This is a genomic window from Pseudomonas sp. BRG-100, assembly GCF_000737955.1.
GTDB lineage: Bacteria > Pseudomonadota > Gammaproteobacteria > Pseudomonadales > Pseudomonadaceae > Aquipseudomonas > Aquipseudomonas synxantha_A.
The window spans coordinates 5359799-5376561 of sequence record NZ_JPRX01000001.1; the positions used below are offsets into that span (position 1 = coordinate 5359799).

13 protein-coding genes and 4 tRNA genes are annotated in these 16763 nt (G+C 61.0%); 12 read left to right on the plus strand and 5 right to left on the minus strand.

Annotated features, from left to right (window positions below; translation table 11 throughout):
* Positions 1 to 6: 6 nt before the first annotated feature.
* Complete coding sequence (locus tag JH25_RS03740) at positions 7 to 936, minus strand: DNA/RNA non-specific endonuclease (RefSeq protein ID WP_032880231.1); 930 nt, start codon at positions 934 to 936, stop codon at positions 7 to 9.
* 136 nt (positions 937 to 1072) lie between these two features.
* Between JH25_RS03740 and JH25_RS03735 the strand changes: the two genes are divergently transcribed.
* Complete coding sequence (locus JH25_RS03735; protein WP_032880233.1) at positions 1073 to 2134, plus strand: M4 family metallopeptidase; 1062 nt, start codon at positions 1073 to 1075, stop codon at positions 2132 to 2134.
* 29 nt (positions 2135 to 2163) lie between these two features.
* On the plus strand, positions 2164 to 2469 hold the full coding sequence (locus tag JH25_RS03730; protein WP_032880234.1) for a protealysin inhibitor emfourin: 306 nt from the start codon (positions 2164 to 2166) through the stop codon (positions 2467 to 2469).
* Positions 2470 to 2487: 18 nt separating this feature from the next.
* Here JH25_RS03730 and JH25_RS03725 read toward each other — a convergent pair whose 3' ends face one another.
* Positions 2488 to 3882, minus strand: a complete 1395-nt coding sequence (locus JH25_RS03725) for an aldehyde dehydrogenase family protein (RefSeq protein WP_032880237.1) — start codon at positions 3880 to 3882, stop codon at positions 2488 to 2490.
* Positions 3883 to 3985: 103 nt separating this feature from the next.
* On the opposite strand from JH25_RS03725, the gene ptrR reads away from it, so the two are divergent.
* Positions 3986 to 4858, plus strand: coding sequence for a putrescine utilization regulator PtrR (gene ptrR, locus JH25_RS03720; RefSeq protein WP_032881274.1), 873 nt, complete (start codon positions 3986 to 3988; stop codon positions 4856 to 4858).
* Positions 4859 to 4964: 106 nt separating this feature from the next.
* Here ptrR and JH25_RS03715 read toward each other — a convergent pair whose 3' ends face one another.
* Both JH25_RS03715 and JH25_RS03710 read right to left on the minus strand, forming a co-directional pair.
* Entirely contained in the window at positions 4965 to 5174 is a 210-nt protein-coding gene (locus tag JH25_RS03715) for a hypothetical protein (protein WP_005789784.1), read from the minus strand.
* 102 nt (positions 5175 to 5276) lie between these two features.
* Positions 5277 to 6473 carry an amino acid aminotransferase gene (locus tag JH25_RS03710; RefSeq protein WP_032880239.1) on the minus strand — a complete coding sequence of 399 codons (1197 nt, stop codon included), beginning with the start codon at positions 6471 to 6473 and terminating at the stop codon, positions 5277 to 5279.
* Positions 6474 to 6816: 343 nt separating this feature from the next.
* Between JH25_RS03710 and uvrB the strand changes: the two genes are divergently transcribed.
* The 9 genes from uvrB to JH25_RS03665 all read left to right on the plus strand — a co-directional run bounded on the left by uvrB (position 6817) and on the right by JH25_RS03665 (position 13440).
* Positions 6817 to 8832, plus strand: coding sequence for an excinuclease ABC subunit UvrB (uvrB, locus tag JH25_RS03705; protein ID WP_005789781.1), 2016 nt, complete (start codon positions 6817 to 6819; stop codon positions 8830 to 8832).
* 186 nt (positions 8833 to 9018) lie between these two features.
* Complete coding sequence (gene gltX / locus JH25_RS03700; RefSeq protein ID WP_005789780.1) at positions 9019 to 10500, plus strand: glutamate--tRNA ligase; 1482 nt, start codon at positions 9019 to 9021, stop codon at positions 10498 to 10500.
* A 147-nt stretch (positions 10501 to 10647) separates the two neighbouring features.
* Positions 10648 to 10723, plus strand: a tRNA-Ala gene (locus JH25_RS03695).
* A 79-nt stretch (positions 10724 to 10802) separates the two neighbouring features.
* Positions 10803 to 10878, plus strand: a tRNA-Glu gene (locus tag JH25_RS03690).
* Positions 10879 to 10928: 50 nt separating this feature from the next.
* A tRNA-Ala gene (locus JH25_RS03685) sits at positions 10929 to 11004 on the plus strand.
* A gap of 80 nt (positions 11005 to 11084) precedes the next feature.
* Positions 11085 to 11160 (plus strand) — tRNA-Glu (locus JH25_RS03680).
* Positions 11161 to 11342: 182 nt separating this feature from the next.
* Positions 11343 to 11882, plus strand: coding sequence for a TetR/AcrR family transcriptional regulator (locus tag JH25_RS03675; protein WP_032880240.1), 540 nt, complete (start codon positions 11343 to 11345; stop codon positions 11880 to 11882).
* Between the two features lie 87 nt (positions 11883 to 11969).
* Positions 11970 to 12404: an acyl-CoA thioesterase gene (locus tag JH25_RS03670; protein ID WP_032880241.1), complete on the plus strand. Its 435-nt coding sequence runs from the start codon at positions 11970 to 11972 to the stop codon at positions 12402 to 12404.
* A 55-nt stretch (positions 12405 to 12459) separates the two neighbouring features.
* A complete protein-coding gene (locus JH25_RS03665) occupies positions 12460 to 13440 on the plus strand; it encodes a tRNA dihydrouridine synthase (protein WP_005789777.1) in 981 nt (326 codons plus the stop codon).
* Here JH25_RS03665 and JH25_RS03660 read toward each other — a convergent pair.
* A complete protein-coding gene (locus JH25_RS03660) occupies positions 13379 to 16699 on the minus strand; it encodes an EAL domain-containing protein (protein ID WP_032880242.1) in 3321 nt (1106 codons plus the stop codon). The genes JH25_RS03665 and JH25_RS03660 overlap by 62 nt on opposite strands.
* Between the last annotated feature and the right edge of the window lie 64 nt (positions 16700 to 16763).

Here is a 16763-nt window from a genome sequence, read left to right on the forward strand (position 1 = left end):
CGCGAATCAGAGCCGAATATCTTGCGGCCCGCGGATCAGCGCTTCGATCCGCGTACCTGTGGCGCGTTCTTCGTTGCTGAACCCGTCGTAGTCGGCCAGGTTGGCGAAGCGGATGCCGGTCAGTTGTTCGATCTGGATCACACTGCGCTGGTAGGTTCGAAGCGGGCCGAATACCAGGTCGAGTTGGCCCAGTTCGCGGCTTTGGTCAATCGTGTAGGCACTGGCCGAGGGCTTGCCATCGTCGCTGAGGTAAGCCACCACTTTCCAGAACGCCTTGGGGATTTTCACGCCACGGTAAAGCCGGTCGTCATCGGCGAACACTGGCCCGGTAAACACCGTGGCCCGGGCTTTCCAGCGCTGGGTGTTGTCGAGGATGTAGTCTTCGAGCTCCAGCCAGGTTTTCTGGTTGAAGCCGCTCATTTGAGGGGAGCAGTTGGTGAAGTGAAAGGTGTCGAAGTTGGCGGTGTTCGCCTCGTCGCCCCAGTTGGGGTCCTGGCGCCGTACCAGGTGGCCGCGGTCCAGGCCATTGCCGGCATAGAGGTCTTCACCTACTTGGGCGTCCAGGGGCAAGCGGCCATCGTAGGCCCAGGTGTCGTTGCTGCGCGTGATGTCCACATGCTTGGCGCCGTCGATATTGACCCCCACGTAGAGCGCCAATCGTCGGGAGCGCGACATGGTGATGGAGAAATGCGTGTAGTCCAGGCGCTTGGGTTGCACGTCGCCCGCCAGTGGCTCGCCAACCGTGGGCCATGGCACCACGAAATCGCTGAGGAAATCGTCGGCATAGCCCGCGCGGTTTTTGAAGTCCTTGGCCGCTGTGACACGCGGCGTCGCGGCTCTGGCTTCCAGCAGGGTGGGGCTGGCCGCGACCAATGGACGCAGGTCGGCGAGCCTTGGGCGGTGGGAAAGGTCGATTTGGGCTGTGCGGGCGGGCATGGGCATGTTCCTTATGGGCCTCGGATAAACACCACTGAAACACAAACTCATGACAATTTGGCCCAGGGGGCGAACACAGGGCTATCCTGAAAACCGTTACCCGGACGTTCATCACACGCCAAAAAGGAGCCAGCTCATGTGTGTTCGCCAACTGCGCAACCCGATTTTCTGCCTGATCCCGCCGTACATGCTCGACCAGATCGCCCGCCACGGGGATAAAGCCCAGCGGGAGGTCGCATTACGCACGCGCGCCAAGGACAGCACGTTCCGGTCGTTGCGTATGGTCGCGGTACCCGCCAAGGGCCCGGCCCGCATGGCGCTGGCCGTGGGCGCCGAGAAACAGCGCTCGATCTACAGCGCCGGAAACACCGATAGCCTGCCCGGCAAGCTGATTCGCGGTGAAGGGCAGCCCGCCAGTGGCGATGCCGCGGTGGACGAAGCCTATGATGGACTGGGCGCGACCTTCGATTTTTTTGACCAGGTATTCGACCGCAACTCCATCGACGATGCGGGCATGGCGCTGGACGCCACGGTGCACTTCGGCCAGGACTACAACAACGCGTTCTGGAATTCGACTCAGATGGTGTTCGGCGATGGCGACCAGCAGTTGTTCAATCGCTTCACCGTGGCACTCGACGTCATTGGCCATGAGTTGGCTCATGGCGTGACCGAGGATGAGGCCAAGCTGATGTACTTCAACCAGTCCGGCGCGCTGAACGAGTCGCTGTCGGATGTATTCGGTTCGTTGATCAAGCAGTACGCGCTGAAGCAAACGGCCGAGGACGCCGACTGGTTGATCGGCAAGGGGCTGTTTACCAAAAAGATCAAAGGCACCGCTCTGCGTTCGATGAAAGCCCCGGGCAGCGCCTTTGATGACAAGCTGCTGGGCAAAGACCCGCAGCCGGGGCATATGGATGATTTTGTGCAAACCTACGAGGACAATGGTGGCGTGCATATCAATTCCGGCATTCCCAACCACGCGTTCTATCAGGTGGCCACCAAGATTGGCGGGTTCGCCTGGGAGCGTGCAGGGCGGATCTGGTATGACGCACTGCGCGATTCGCGGCTGCGGCCCAATTCCGGCTTTTTACGTTTTGCGCGTATCACCCATGATATTGCCGGTCAGCTTTATGGCGTAAACAAGGATGAGCAGAAGGCGGTCAAGGCAGGCTGGAAAGCGGTGGGCATTAACGTTTGACGAAGCCGCCTGTGCGGCGAGGAACAGCCATGCGAATTTCAATCAAGGAAAGCGGCGGGGCGGCGTTTTTTCCAGGGTTGGCCAAACCGCGCAGCGTCGAACTGGACGCGCTGCCCGAGCAGGACCAGCAAGAGTTACGGCAACTGATCGAAGACTCGGGTTTCTTTCGGTTGCCGCAAAGCACTCGCCCTGAACCAGGCAACCCCGGCCAGGTGCATTACACCCTGACAGTGACGGAAGGCGCGCGCGAGCACACGGTCTGTGTGCTCGCGCCGGTAAAATCCCAGGCCCTGGATGGTTTGGTGCAGTGCGTGCGACGACATATTAATTGTTGAAGCGCCAAGGCTGGCAGGCTACTTACGATCCAGCCACACCGTCTGCGCATTGCAGAACTCGCGTACACCGAAGTGCGACAGCTCGCGGCCGAACCCGCTTTTCTTGACGCCGCCAAACGCCACCCGAGGGTCCGACACGCTGAACGCGTTGACGAAGACCCCGCCGGTTTCCAGCTGGTCGGCAATCGCTCGTGCCTTTGCCGAGTCGGCCGTGAAGATGCTGGCCGTCAGGCCGAACTCGCTGTCGTTGGCCAGGGCCACGGCGTGGTCGGCGTCGCGGGCGGTGATGATCGACGCCACGGGGCCGAACAGTTCCTGTTTGAACGACGTCATTTGGTCGGTGACGTCGGCCAGTACGGTCGGCTCATAGTAATTGCCCGCGCCCGCGACTTTATGGCCGCCCAGCAGCAGCCTGGCGCCTTCTTCCAGGGTCGCCTGGACCTGGCCGTGCAGTTCGTCACGCAGATCAAAACGCGCCATGGGGCCGATATAGGTGGCGGTCGAGGTGGGTTCGCCCATCACCAGGGCGCGGCTGGCTTCCAGGAATTTGGCGGTGAAGGCTTCAACCACGCCTGCTTCGATGATCAAGCGCTTGGCGGCTGCGCAGACCTGGCCGCTGTTCTGGAAGCGGCCGATGACGGCGGCTTGTACGGCGGCGTCGAGGTCGGCGTCGTTGAGCACGATAAACGGGTCGGAGCCACCCAGTTCCAGCACGCATTTTTTCAACGCGGCCCCGGCCTGTGAGCCGATGGCAATACCGGCGCGAACGCTGCCGGTGAGCGTCACGGCGGCGATGCGCGGGTCGGCGATGGCGGTGGACACGCCGTCCTGGGTCACGTTGATCACTTCAAACACGCCTTCGGCAAAACCGGCTTTGCGCAGCGCTTGCTGGATCAGGTAGGCGCTGCCCATTACGTTGGGCGCATGTTTGAGTACATAGGTGTTGCCGGCGAGCAGGGTCGGCACGGCGCCGCGCAGCACTTGCCACACCGGGAAGTTCCACGGCATCACCGCGAGGATCGGGCCCAGTGGGCGGTATTCGATCCGGGCGCTGCCGTTGTCCACCAAGGTAGGTTCCGGGGCGAGTATGGCCGGGCCGTGGGCGGCGTACCACTCGCTGAGCTGGGCGCATTTTTCAATCTCGGCGCGGGCCTGGGCGATAGGCTTGCCCATTTCCAGGGTGATCATCTGTGCCATGTCTTCAGCTTGCTCACGCAGGGCGACAGCCAGGGCCAGCAGATAGTCGGCACGCTGGTTCACCGGGGTGTGGCGCCAGGTACGGAAGGCACCGGTCGCGCGGGTGAGGGCGGCATCCAGTTGTGCTGCGCTTTCATAGGGGTAGCTGGCAACGGTTTCACCGTTGGCGGGGTTGATCGACAGGGCGTGGGTCTGGTGGGAAATAGCGTTGTTCATGGCACCGTCCGGCTGAATGAGTGGAATGGGACCAGCGTACGGGGCTGTATCTTTTCTGGAAACTGAATAATATTAAGCAATACGTTCATGAATGGAGAATGACTTGGATCTGGTGCAGCTGGAAATCTTCAAGGCCGTTGCCGAACAAGGCAGCATCAGCGCCGCCGCGCAGTTGATTCATCGGGTGCCGTCGAACCTCACCACGCGCATCAAGCAACTGGAGCAGGATTTGGGCGTGGAGTTATTCATCCGTGAGAAGAGTCGCTTACGTTTGTCCCCGGCCGGGTGGAATTTCCTCGGCTATACGCGGCGTATTCTCGATCTGGTGCAGGAAGCCCGCGCCACGGTGGCGGGGGAGGAGCCCCAAGGCGCCTTCGCCCTGGGCTCGCTGGAGAGCACGGCGGCGGTGCGTATCCCGGCGTTACTAGCGGCGTATAACCAGCAATACACCAAGGTGGAGTTGGACCTGAGTACGGGCCCTTCGGGCACCATGATCGAAGGCGTGCTGTCGGGCCGGCTGACGGCGGCCTTTGTCGATGGTCCGGTGCTGCACTCCACGCTGGAGGGTGTGGCGGTGTTTGAGGAGGAGATGGTGGTGATCGCGCCGCTGCATCACGCGTCGATCAGCCGGGGGCAGGATGTGAATGGCGAAAACATCTATACGTTTCGCTCCAACTGTTCGTACCGGCACCACTTCGAGCGCTGGTTCTCACAGGATGGCGCGGTGCCGGGCAAGATCTTCGAGATCGAGTCCTACCATGGCATGTTGGCCTGTGTCAGCGCCGGGGCCGGGCTGGCGCTGATGCCGCGCAGTATGCTGGAGAGTATGCCGGGGTGTGCGGCGGTGAGTGTGTGGCCGTTGACGGACAGCTTTCGACTGCTCAATACCTGGCTGATCTGGCGGCGGGGCACGGTTTCGCAGAGTTTGAACAGTTTCGTAAAACTGCTGGAAGAACGCAATCTGCCAGCATCCTAGATCAAATGTGGGAGCTGGCTTGCCTGCGATAGCGGTGTGTCAGTCAATGAATCTTTAACTGAACCGCCGCTATCGCAGGCAAGCCAGCTCCCACAGGTGTCTTGCATCAGCCGCCAAATTGCAGGGTGCCCATGGCCAGCTTGGCCATGATTGCCGTCGCGCCCAGTTGTACCAGCCATAACGCCAACCCACCGAGGAATACTCCCAGCGCCACTTGCAGCACCAGGCTCTTCTGGCGCTTGGCTTGCGGTGCGCGTGGGGCATAGTCGTGCAATTCGTCGCGGTCGGCGCGCAGGTCCAGGTCATCGTTTCTCATAGGGTTCTCGCAGCAAGGAGGCAGTCGACGTTCAGTCTAGTGTGTTCGCCAATAAAAAGGGGGAAGCCAATGGCTTCCCCCCTTCGTCTAACGCTTGCCGGCTTACAGCACTTCGACAATCGCCTTGGTCACCGCACCAATGTTCGACTGGTTCAGGGCCGCCACACAGATACGCCCGGTGTCCAATGCATAGATGCCAAACTCGGTACGCAGGCGTGTGACTTGCTCAACGGTCAGGCCGGAGTAGGAGAACATCCCACGCTGGCGACCGACGAAGCTGAAGTCATGACCTGGCGCAGCCTTGGCCAGCTCGGCCACCATCTGCTCGCGCATACCGCGGATGCGCAGGCGCATTTCGGCCAACTCGGCTTCCCACTGAGCGCGCAGCTCAGGGTTGTTCAACACTGCGGCAACGATGGCTGCGCCGTGGGTGGGCGGGTTGGAGTAGTTGGTGCGGATCACGCGCTTGACCTGGGACAGGATGCGCGCGCTTTCTTCCTTGGACTCGCTGACGATCGACAGCGCGCCTACGCGCTCGCCATACAGCGAGAACGACTTGGAGAACGAGCTGGACACAAAGAAGGTCAGGCCCGACTCAGCGAACAGGCGCACTGCGGCGGCGTCTTCGTCGATGCCATCGCCAAAGCCCTGGTAGGCCATGTCGAGGAACGGCACCAGGTTCTTGGCCTTGACCACCTCCAGCACGTTTTGCCAGTCGGCTGGGCTCAGGTCGACGCCAGTCGGGTTGTGGCAGCAGGCGTGCAGCACCACGATGGACTGTGGCGGCAGGGCGTTGAGGTCTTCGAGCAGACCGGCGCGGTTCACGTCATGGGTGGCCGCGTCGTAGTAACGGTAGGTCTGCACCGGGAAACCGGCTTTTTCGAACAGCGCCTGGTGGTTTTCCCAGCTTGGGTCGCTGATGGCAACAACGGCGTCGGGCAGCAGTTGCTTGAGGAAGTCGGCGCCGATTTTCAGCGCGCCAGTACCGCCGACGGCCTGGGCGGTAATCACACGGCCGGCACTCAGCAGCGGCGACTGCGCACCAAACAGCAGCTTCTGCACGGCCTGGTCGTAGGCCGCGATGCCGTCGATCGGCAAGTAGCCACGGGCGGCGTGTTGCGCCACGCGAATGGCTTCCGCTTCGGCAACGGCACGCAAGAGTGGAATCTTCCCCTCCTCGTTGCAGTAAACGCCCACGCCAAGGTTGACCTTGGTGGTTCGTGTATCGGCGTTGAATGCTTCGTTGAGGCCCAGGATAGGATCGCGTGGTGCCATTTCGACAGCGGAGAACAGGCTCATTTTTGCGGCAGCTCTATGGGGGAAGGGAGGGACGTGTCGCGCTCCAGCCGAATGCACTAGAGCGGTGCACAAACGGGGAGCTAGTATAGAGGCCATCACCGCGCAGGGCGACAGCCGAAATGGCTTTTCGGCCAAGTTTTTCGGTTTATTTGCTGACCGTTAGTCTTATTGCAACCTTGAAGGGAAAGGACATGTAGGACGTCAGCCTTGAAACCCGTCACATTCGCCACCACTTCTACAGCTATTATGGTTTTTTCCTGCAACCTGCGATGATTATTCGCGGGTTGCTGAGCTATTTCGTCCCTGGCGGTGTCGAGTCTGGGGTGACTTCACGAGGTACGTTATGTCGGATTTCCAGCTCGTTACCCGTTTTGAACCCGCCGGCGATCAACCGGAAGCCATTCGCCAGATGGTCGAAGGCATCGAGGCCGGCCTGGCGCACCAGACGCTGCTTGGGGTGACCGGTTCCGGCAAGACCTTCAGCATCGCCAACGTGATCGCCCAGACCAACCGCCCGACCCTGGTGCTGGCGCCGAACAAGACCCTGGCCGCGCAGCTTTACGGCGAGTTCAAGGCGTTCTTCCCCAACAACGCTGTTGAGTACTTCGTTTCCTACTACGACTACTACCAGCCCGAAGCCTACGTGCCGTCCTCCGATACCTTTATCGAGAAGGATGCATCGATCAACGACCATATCGAACAGATGCGGCTGTCGGCGACCAAGGCGTTGCTGGAGCGCAAGGACGCGATCATCGTCACCACGGTGTCGTGCATCTACGGTCTGGGCAGCCCCGAAACCTACTTGAAGATGGTGCTGCACGTTGACCGAGGCGACAAACTCGACCAGCGCGAACTGCTGCGCCGCCTGGCGAGCCTGCAGTACACCCGTAACGACATGGACTTCGCCCGCGCCACCTTCCGGGTGCGCGGCGATGTGATCGACATCTACCCGGCCGAATCCGACCTGGAAGCGATCCGCATCGAGCTGTTCGATGACGAAGTCGAAAGCCTGTCGGCCTTCGACCCGTTGACCGGCGAGGTGATCCGCAAGCTGCCGCGCTTTACCTTCTACCCGAAAAGCCACTACGTGACCCCGCGTGAAACCCTGATGGGCGCCATCGAGGGTATCAAGGTCGAGTTGGCCGAGCGTCTGGAATACCTGCGTTCCAACAACAAGCTGGTGGAAGCCCAGCGCCTTGAGCAGCGCACCCGTTTTGACCTGGAAATGATCCTGGAGCTGGGCTACTGCAACGGCATCGAAAACTACTCGCGCTACCTGTCGGGTCGCGAATCCGGGGCGCCGCCGCCGACCCTCTATGATTACCTGCCGCCGGACGCCTTGCTGGTGATCGACGAATCCCACGTCAGCGTGCCGCAGGTGGGGGCCATGTATAAGGGCGACCGCTCGCGTAAGGAAACCCTGGTGGAGTACGGCTTCCGCCTGCCGTCGGCGCTGGACAACCGGCCAATGCGCTTTGACGAGTGGGAGGCCATCAGCCCGCAGACCATCTTTGTGTCGGCGACGCCCGGCAACTATGAAGCCGAGCACGCTGGTCGCGTGATCGAGCAGTTGGTGCGACCTACTGGCCTGGTGGACCCGGAGATTGAAATCCGCCCGGCGTTGACCCAGGTCGACGATCTGCTGTCGGAGATCAACAAGCGTGTGGCCCTGGAAGAGCGGGTGCTGGTTACCACATTGACCAAGCGCATGTCCGAAGACTTGACCGACTACCTGGCCGACCACGGCGTGCGCGTACGTTACCTGCACTCGGACATCGACACCGTGGAGCGGGTAGAGATCATCCGCGACCTGCGCCTGGGGACCTTCGATGTGCTGGTGGGGATCAACCTGCTGCGTGAGGGTCTGGACATGCCCGAAGTGTCGCTGGTGGCGATTCTGGATGCGGACAAGGAGGGCTTCCTGCGCTCCGAGCGCTCGTTGATCCAGACCATCGGCCGGGCGGCGCGTAACCTCAATGGCCGGGCGATCCTGTATGCGGACCGCATCACCGGCTCCATGGAGCGGGCGATTGGCGAGACCCAGCGTCGTCGCGACAAACAGATCGCGTTCAACCTGGAACACGGCATCACCCCCAAGGGCGTGTTCAAGGATGTTGCCGACATCATGGAAGGCGCCACCGTGCCCGGCTCGCGCAGCAAGAAGCGCAAGGGCATGGCCAAGGCTGCCGAGGAAAGTGCCAAGTACGAGAACGAACTGCGCTCGCCGAGTGAGATCACCAAGCGGATTCGGCAGTTGGAAGAGAAGATGTACCAGCTGGCTCGGGACCTGGAGTTTGAGGCGGCGGCGCAGACGCGGGATGAGATTGGCAAGTTGCGCGAGCGTCTGTTGGCTGTTTAATTTGCGTTGATTGGGCTGGCCTCATCGCGGGCAAGCCCGGCTCCCACATTGATCTGTGAACGCGGTCAAAATGTGGGAGCTGGCTTGCCTGCGATGGCCGCGCCTCGGTTTTCCAGATATCCCCCAGGCTGTTACCATTCGCCCCTTGTTTCAATTTTCAGTTTTATCGCCCATTCGAGACCTGCCATGACCACCGTCCGCACGCGCATTGCGCCATCGCCTACTGGGGATCCCCACGTCGGTACTGCTTACATCGCCTTGTTCAACTACTGCTTTGCCAAGCAGCATGGTGGTGAATTCATCCTGCGGATCGAAGATACCGATCAACTGCGCTCCACCCGTGAGTCGGAACAGCAGATTTTCGATGCCTTGCGCTGGCTGGGCATTACCTGGGCTGAAGGTCCGGACGTCGGCGGCCCGCATGGCCCGTATCGCCAGAGCGAGCGCAGCGACATCTACAAGCAATACACCCAGCAACTGGTCGACATGGGCCACGCCTTTCCGTGCTTCTGCACCGCCGAAGAGCTGGACCAGATGCGCGCCGAGCAACAGGCCCGTGGCGAGACCCCGCGCTACGATGGTCGCGCGCTGTTGTTGTCCAAGGAGGAAGTGGCCGCACGCCTGGCGGCTGGCGAACCCCACGTTATCCGCATGAAAGTGCCGAGCGAAGGCGTGTGCGTGGTGCCGGACATGCTGCGCGGTGACGTCGAAATCCCGTGGGACCGCATGGACATGCAAGTGTTGATGAAGACCGACGGCTTGCCGACGTACTTCCTGGCCAACGTGGTCGACGACCATCTGATGGGCATCACCCATGTGCTGCGCGGTGAAGAGTGGCTGCCATCGGCGCCGAAACTGATCCTGCTGTACGAATACTTCGGCTGGGAGCAACCGCAGCTGTGCTACATGCCGCTGCTGCGTAACCCGGACAAGAGCAAGCTGTCCAAGCGCAAGAACCCAACGTCGGTAACGTTCTACGAGCGCATGGGCTTTATGCCTGAGGCGATGCTCAACTATCTGGGCCGCATGGGCTGGTCGATGCCGGACGAGCGCGAGAAATTCTCGTTGCAGGAAATGGTCGACAACTTCGATCTCTCCCGTGTCTCCCTCGGCGGGCCGATCTTCGATATCGAGAAGCTGTCGTGGCTCAACGGCCAGTGGCTGCGTGACTTGCCCGTGGAAGAGTTTGCCAGCCGCGTGCAGCAATGGGCGTTGAACCCCGAGTACATGATGAAGATTGCGCCGTTGGTGCAGGGCAGGGTAGAGACATTCAGCCAGGTCGCGCCCTTGGCCAGTTTCTTCTTTGCCGGCGGCGTGAACCCGGATGCCAAGCTGTTTGAATCCAAAAAACTCTCCGGCGACCAGGTTCGCCAACTGATGCAGTTGATCCTGTGGAAGCTCGAAAGCCTGCGCCAGTGGGAAAAAGATGCGATCACGGCCACGATCCAGGCGGTGGTGGAATCCCTTGAGCTGAAACTGCGCGATGCCATGCCGCTGATGTTTGCCGCGATCACCGGGCAAGCGAGTTCGGTGTCGGTGCTCGATGCGATGGAAATCCTCGGCCCGGACCTGACCCGTTTCCGCCTGCGCCAAGCCCTTGATTTGCTTGGTGGTGTGTCGAAGAAAGAAAACAAGGAATGGGAAAAGCTGCTGGGCGCCATCGCTTAAGCAGGCCGTTGCAGTGACGAAACCCCGGTTTTCCGGGGTTTCGTCGGTAAGTGATTGTTATCCCGGCAAAAAATTTTGAAAATTGTTGAAAATAAATTTGACACGTTTCCAAACCGCCATTAAGATTCGCCCCGTCCTCACCGATGAGGGGCTATAGCTCAGCTGGGAGAGCGCTTGCATGGCATGCAAGAGGTCAACGGTTCGATCCCGTTTAGCTCCACCAATTTACAGGTTCAAGGTTCCGGCCACACCGTCCTTGAATTGATCAGGTCTCAGCTCTGATCAGATGTACAGAAGGTTTTGTCCCCTTCGTCTAGTGGCCTAGGACACCGCCCTTTCACGGCGGTAACAGGGGTTCGAGTCCCCTAGGGGACGCCAGTTTCAACAAGCAGCTCGAAAGGTCTGCTGCGTCGCGAGACGAAAAATCCGGGGCTATAGCTCAGCTGGGAGAGCGCTTGCATGGCATGCAAGAGGTCAACGGTTCGATCCCGTTTAGCTCCACCAATTTTACAGGTTCAAGGTTCCGGCCACACCGTCCTTGAATCGATCAGTTCTCAGCGCTGATCAGTGTATAGAAGGTTTGTGTCCCCTTCGTCTAGTGGCCTAGGACACCGCCCTTTCACGGCGGTAACAGGGGTTCGAGTCCCCTAGGGGACGCCACGATTACCCGCTTTGCGGGATTTTTAAGGGTCATTCAATTATTGAATGGCCCTTTTGTTTGTCTGGCGTTCGGCCATTTTCTTGATTGATTCCATTTTTTTGTTCTGACCGGCGGTCGTACCTTTCGCTTGCGCAATATTATTATGGTAATAATATCCAACCCATGAAAGTCGGAGGCCTTGATGAGCGATAAAAAAGCGCAAACCCGCGAACGTATTTTGCAGGCTGCCAGCGCGGCATTGATCCAGCGCGGCCCGGCTGAGCCGAGTGTGGGGGAGGTCATGGGGGCGGCAGGGCTGACCGTCGGTGGTTTCTACGCGCACTTTGAAAGCAAGGACGCGTTGATGCTGGAGGCGTTCAGCCAGTTGCTGGCGCAGCGCCGGGCCTCTATCGACGATCTGGACGCGCAGCTCACCGGCGAAGAGCGTCGGGCGCTGGTGGCGGCCTTCTATCTGTCACGCAAGCATCGTGATTCAACCTCCCAGGCCTGCCCCTTGCCGGCCACAGTTGGCGAGATGGGTCGCTTGCCCGACGCATTTCGCGAGGTCTTGAGCGAGCACGTGGAGCTGATGACTGCGCAGCTGGCCGACAGCCCTGAAGACATCGACAAGGCGCTGGCGGACATGGCCTTGATGGTGGGTGGCCTGACATTGGCTCGCGCACTGGGGCCGGGTGAGTTGTCGGACCGCGTAATCCGAGCGGCTAAGTCGGCGGTGCGCTGAAGAGGCGCGCCTCGACTGCCGCCGTCTACAGCAGCGGCAAACCGCCTGATACACTGCCCCGCCGACATCAATCGACTGGAGCAAGGCATGGGCTGGGATTTGGCAACTCCGTTTATCATCGATCTGCAGGTTGCGCCTGAAGACATCGACGGCCTCGGGCACGCCAACAACGCGGTGTACGTGTCCTGGCTGGAGCGTTGCGCCTGGCGCCACTCCCAGCGCCTGGGTCTGGACCTCACCGAATACCGTCGCCTGGACCGTGCCATGGCGGTCGTACGCCATGAGATCGATTATCTGGCGGCAGGTTATGAAGGCGATGAGCTGCAACTGGCCACCTGGATCGTCGACTGGGACCAGCGCCTGAAAATGACCCGTCGATTCCAGCTGGTACGCCCTCGCGACGGCGCGACGCTGCTGCGCGCGCAAACCACCTTTGTGTGCATCGAGTTGTCCAGCGGCAAACCCAAGCGCATGCCTGCCGAGTTTATTGACGGTTACGGTCCCGCCCTGACGGGGGGTTAACGGTCGCCGCCGGAAACCCAGTAAACTGCGCCACGATTTTTGTTGAGTGTTTTCCATGCAAATTGCTTTGGCGCCCATGGAGGGGTTGGTCGACAACATCCTGCGGGACGTGTTGACCCACGTGGGCGGTATCGATTGGTGTGTGACCGAATTTATTCGCGTCAACGACCGCCTGCTCACCCCTGCGTATTTCCATAAGCTCGCGCCGGAACTGCTGCACGGTGCCCATACCGCTGCGGGTGTGCCGCTGCGTGTGCAACTGCTCGGCTCCGACCCGGTGTGCCTGGCCGAAAACGCTGCCCTGGCCTGCGAGCTGGGGTCTGAGGTGATTGACCTGAACTTTGGTTGCCCGGCCAAGACCGTCAACAAGTCCCGGGGTGGCGCGGTGCTGCTCAAGGAGCCGGAGCTGCTCAACCAGATCGTCGAGCACGTGCGCCGTGCCGTGCCCGCCCACATTCCCGTGACCGCCAAGATGCGCCTGGGCTTCGACAGTCCGGATGGCGCGCTGGTATGCGCCACCGCGTTGGCCGAGGGCGGTGCTGCACATATCGTCGTCCACGCGCGCACCAAAGCCGATGGCTACAAGCCGCCGGCCCACTGGGAGTGGATCCCGCGGGTGCAGGACGTGGTCAAGGTGCCGGTATTTGCCAATGGTGATATCTGGAGCGTCGAAGATTGGAAGCGTTGCCGTGAAATCAGTGGCGCCGAAGACATCATGCTCGGCCGTGGCCTGGTGGCGCGTCCTGACCTGGCAAGGCAGATTGTAGCGGCCAAGGCCGGTGAGGAAGTGGTCGAGATGACCTGGGCGCAGATGCAGCCGATGCTTCAGGAGTTCTGGCGCCAGTCGGTGGCGCAACTGACTGAAAAACAGGCACCCGGCCGCTTGAAGCAATGGCTGGCGATGCTGACGCGCAACTACCCGCAGGCGGTGGAGCTGTTCACCGCGCTGCGCCGCGAGACCGACCTGCAATGCGTCAGCCGTCTGCTGGGCATGCAGCATCCGGTCCCGCTCGACCCTGTTCCAGCAACCGCCTGAAGCCTTCTATCGGCAACGGTCGGCTGTGCAAATAACCCTGGAACAAATGGCAGCCCAGCTTTTGCAGGAACGCCAGTTGCTCCGGGGTTTCCACGCCCTCGGCGATCACGTCCAGGTTCAAGCTGCGCGCCATGGCTACGATGGCGCGGATGATCTCAGCGTCATTAGGGTCGTGGGTGGCATCGCGTACAAATGACTGATCGATTTTCAATGCATCCACCGGCAGGCGCTTGAGGTAGGTCAGGGATGAGTAGCCGGTGCCGAAGTCATCCATTGCGAAGCTCACGCCGAGCTTTTTCAGGCGACGCATCTTCGCCACGGTATCGTCCAGGTTCTGGATCACGATGCCTTCGGTGATCTCCAGTTTCAGCAGGCTGGAGGGCAGTTGATGCTGCTTGAGGCTGTGTTCTACCCGTTCCACAAAGTCGTTCTGGCGAAACTGCCGCGGGCTGATATTCACGCACAGGCTGAAATTGAGCGGGTCTACCAGACCGTCGGCAATCAACTGGGCAAAGGCGCCGCAGGCTTCATCGAGAATCCAGGTGCCGACTTCCAGGATCAGGCCGCTGTCTTCCAATACCTTGATAAATTCCGTCGGCGACTGCGCGCCCAGTTGCGGATGTTGCCAGCGCACTAGGGCCTCGGCCCCCACAATCCGGTTGCCACGCGCATCCACCTGGGGCTGGTAATGCACGCTGAACTCGCCGCGTGACAGGGCCAGGCGCAGGTCGGTCTCCATGCGAAGGCGCTCGCTGGCGGTTTTTTGCATGCTGTTGTGGAACATCTGTGTGGTATTGCGCCCTGAATCCTTGGCGCGGTACAGGGCGATGTCGGCACGCTTGAGCAAATCGGCTGGCGTGGTGCCGTGGTCGGGAATCAGCGCTACGCCGATGCTGGGCGTGACCTGCAAACGATGGCCGTCAAGGAACATCGGCTCCGACAGCAACTCACGCAATGTATCGGCCACGCTTTGCACCTGGTCGCTGACCTCCTGGCGCTTACCCTCAAGACCGCTGAGCAGCACCACAAACTCATCGCCGCCCAGGCGTGCCACGGTGTCCTCCATGCGCACGCTGGCTTCCAGGCGTGCGGTGACGATTTTCAACACGGTATCGCCCACCGGGTGGCCGAGGGAATCGTTGATGTGCTTGAAGTGGTCGAGGTCGAGGAACAGCAGGGCGCCGCGCAGGTTGTGGCGCTTGAGCAGGGCGATCTGCTGGCTCAGGCGGTCCATCAGCAGTGCGCGATTGGGCAGGTTGGTGAGCGGGTCGTGATAGGCCAGATGGCGGATCTGCGCCTGGGCGTTTTTCAGCAGGCTGACGTCTCGTGCGGTCAGCAGCAGGCAGGGGGTTTCGTTCAGGGTGATCGGCTCGACCGAGACCTCCACCGCCAGCACCTCGCCTCGTTTGTTGTGCCAGAGCATTTCCAGATGATGGATGCGGCCCTTGATCTGCAACTCGGCCAATAATGCCGCGCGCTGGTTTTCATCGGCCCAGATGCCGATCTGGTACAGGGTCAGGCCGATGGCTTCTTCGGTGCGGTAACCGGTCAGGCGGCAAAAACCGTCATTGACCTCCACATAACGGCCGGTGTCGCGTTCGGTGATTGAAATCGCGTCGGGGCTGGAGTGAAACGCCTTGGCGAACTTCTCTTCACTGGCCTTGAGGGCAGCTTCCGAGCGTTGCTGCTGGGTGATATCCCGAAGGGTGGTGACGATGCAGGGTTGGTCGCTGACCTTGATCAAGCGGCTGGAGATGACGCAGGTCAGGCTTTGGCCGTCCTTGTGATGCACCACGATGGCCACATTGCTCAGGGCCTGTTCGCGAATCACCCGCTCGATGCGTTGCAGGCGCTTGCTGGAGTCGTCCCACAGGCCGATTTGTTCGGCGCTTTTGTCCAGTACTTCGGCGGCTGTCCAGCCAAAGGTCTGGGTAAACGCCGGGTTGATCTCGATAAAAGCGCCGCTTTCCAGGCAGGTCACGCAGATAGGGTCGGGGCTGGCCTGGAACAGGCTGGCAAATTTTTCCTCGGAGGCGGTGAGGCGTTGCTCGCGTTCGACCTGATCGGTGATATCCAGCAAGGTGCCCGCCATGCGCAGGGGTTTGCCTGCTTCGTCGCGGTACAGGCGCGCACGGCTTTCCAGATAGCGTGGGCTGCCGTCCTCCAACTGCACGCGGTAGGTCAATTGGTAGTTGCCGTCCGGGCCTTCACGCAAGCTGCGGTAGGCATTGCGCATACCCTCGCGATCCTGGTCGGACATCCCTTCGAAAAATGCATCGAAGGATTCATGAAAGGGCGCGGGTTCGAGCCCGTGCAGTTGGGCGGCGCGGGCCGAGCCGTAGAGCATGCCGCTGGGGATGTGCCAATCCCAGGCGCCCAGTTGCGCGGAGTCCAGGGCCAGGTCGAGGCGCTCCTGGCTGTCTTTGAGCGCTTGCTCGGCGTTTTTGCGTTCGGTGGTGTCCAGGAACGTGCTGATCAGGTAAGCCTCACCGTCCAGTTCCACCTTCTGGGCGCTGAGCGTGCCGTCGTGGATCTGGCCGTTGCTGGCGCAGAACTGCACCTCCATGGTGATGGGTTCGCCTTTGCGCTGGGTGGCCTTGACCAGCAGTGCACGCTGCTCCGGATGGCGCCACAGGCCCAGTTCCAGGGTGGTACGGCCGATGGCATCGGCCACCGGCCAGCCGAACAGCATTTCGAAATACTGGTTGGCTTCGCTGATCAAGCCATCGGCCTGGCGGGTCAGTAGCACCATGTTCGGGCATAAATGGAACAATGTGGCGAAGCGCTTTTCGGAGTGGCTGAGGGCGTGTTCGCGGTCGCGCTGATGGGTGATCTCGCGGATCACTCCGATCATGCGGCGCCGTCCGGCTTTTTCCGGCGCGAGGCTGCCGCTGATTTCCAGCCAGTGCAGGCTGCCATCGGGCCACTGGATGCGATGGTGCATGGCCCGTTCGAACGGCTCTCCTGCCAGGACCGCGTGAAAACCACGCACCACCCGTGCGCTGTCTTGCGGGGCCAGCAAGTCAAGGTAGTCGAGGTCCTTGGGCAAGGGTTGATGCGGGTCAAAGCCGAATAACGCTTGAGTACCCCGTGACCAACTGATTCTTCCCGTGTCGATTTCCCAGCACCAGGCGCCCAGCCGGGCGGCATTCAGGGCTGCCAGCAATTGCGGGGCACTGTCCCAGCTTTGCTCCGCCGCTTGGGGGTCCAGGGCGTAGATGCGGGGCAGGGGGGGTACGGGGTCGCCGGGGTTGCGCATTGTCAATGGGCCTTGGCTCGGTGAGAAGACAGCGCGGTTTTCCTTGAAACCCGAGGCCGCACAG

Excerpts from the sequence above, each read along its gene's own strand:
- JH25_RS03740 (WP_032880231.1), bottom strand. The coding sequence starts at position 936 with ATGCCCGCCCGCACAGCCCAAATCGACCTTTCCCACCGCCCAAGGCTC.
- JH25_RS03735 (WP_032880233.1), top strand. The coding sequence starts at position 1,073 with ATGTGTGTTCGCCAACTGCGCAACCCGATTTTCTGCCTGATCCCGCCG.
- JH25_RS03730 (WP_032880234.1), top strand. The coding sequence starts at position 2,164 with ATGCGAATTTCAATCAAGGAAAGCGGCGGGGCGGCGTTTTTTCCAGGG.
- JH25_RS03725 (WP_032880237.1), bottom strand. The coding sequence starts at position 3,882 with ATGAACAACGCTATTTCCCACCAGACCCACGCCCTGTCGATCAACCCC.
- JH25_RS03715 (WP_005789784.1), bottom strand. The coding sequence starts at position 5,174 with ATGAGAAACGATGACCTGGACCTGCGCGCCGACCGCGACGAATTGCAC.
- JH25_RS03710 (WP_032880239.1), bottom strand. The coding sequence starts at position 6,473 with ATGAGCCTGTTCTCCGCTGTCGAAATGGCACCACGCGATCCTATCCTG.
- uvrB (WP_005789781.1), top strand. The coding sequence starts at position 6,817 with ATGTCGGATTTCCAGCTCGTTACCCGTTTTGAACCCGCCGGCGATCAA.
- gltX (WP_005789780.1), top strand. The coding sequence starts at position 9,019 with ATGACCACCGTCCGCACGCGCATTGCGCCATCGCCTACTGGGGATCCC.
- JH25_RS03675 (WP_032880240.1), top strand. The coding sequence starts at position 11,343 with ATGAGCGATAAAAAAGCGCAAACCCGCGAACGTATTTTGCAGGCTGCC.
- JH25_RS03670 (WP_032880241.1), top strand. The coding sequence starts at position 11,970 with ATGGGCTGGGATTTGGCAACTCCGTTTATCATCGATCTGCAGGTTGCG.
- JH25_RS03665 (WP_005789777.1), top strand. The coding sequence starts at position 12,460 with ATGCAAATTGCTTTGGCGCCCATGGAGGGGTTGGTCGACAACATCCTG.
- JH25_RS03660 (WP_032880242.1), bottom strand. The coding sequence starts at position 16,699 with ATGCGCAACCCCGGCGACCCCGTACCCCCCCTGCCCCGCATCTACGCC.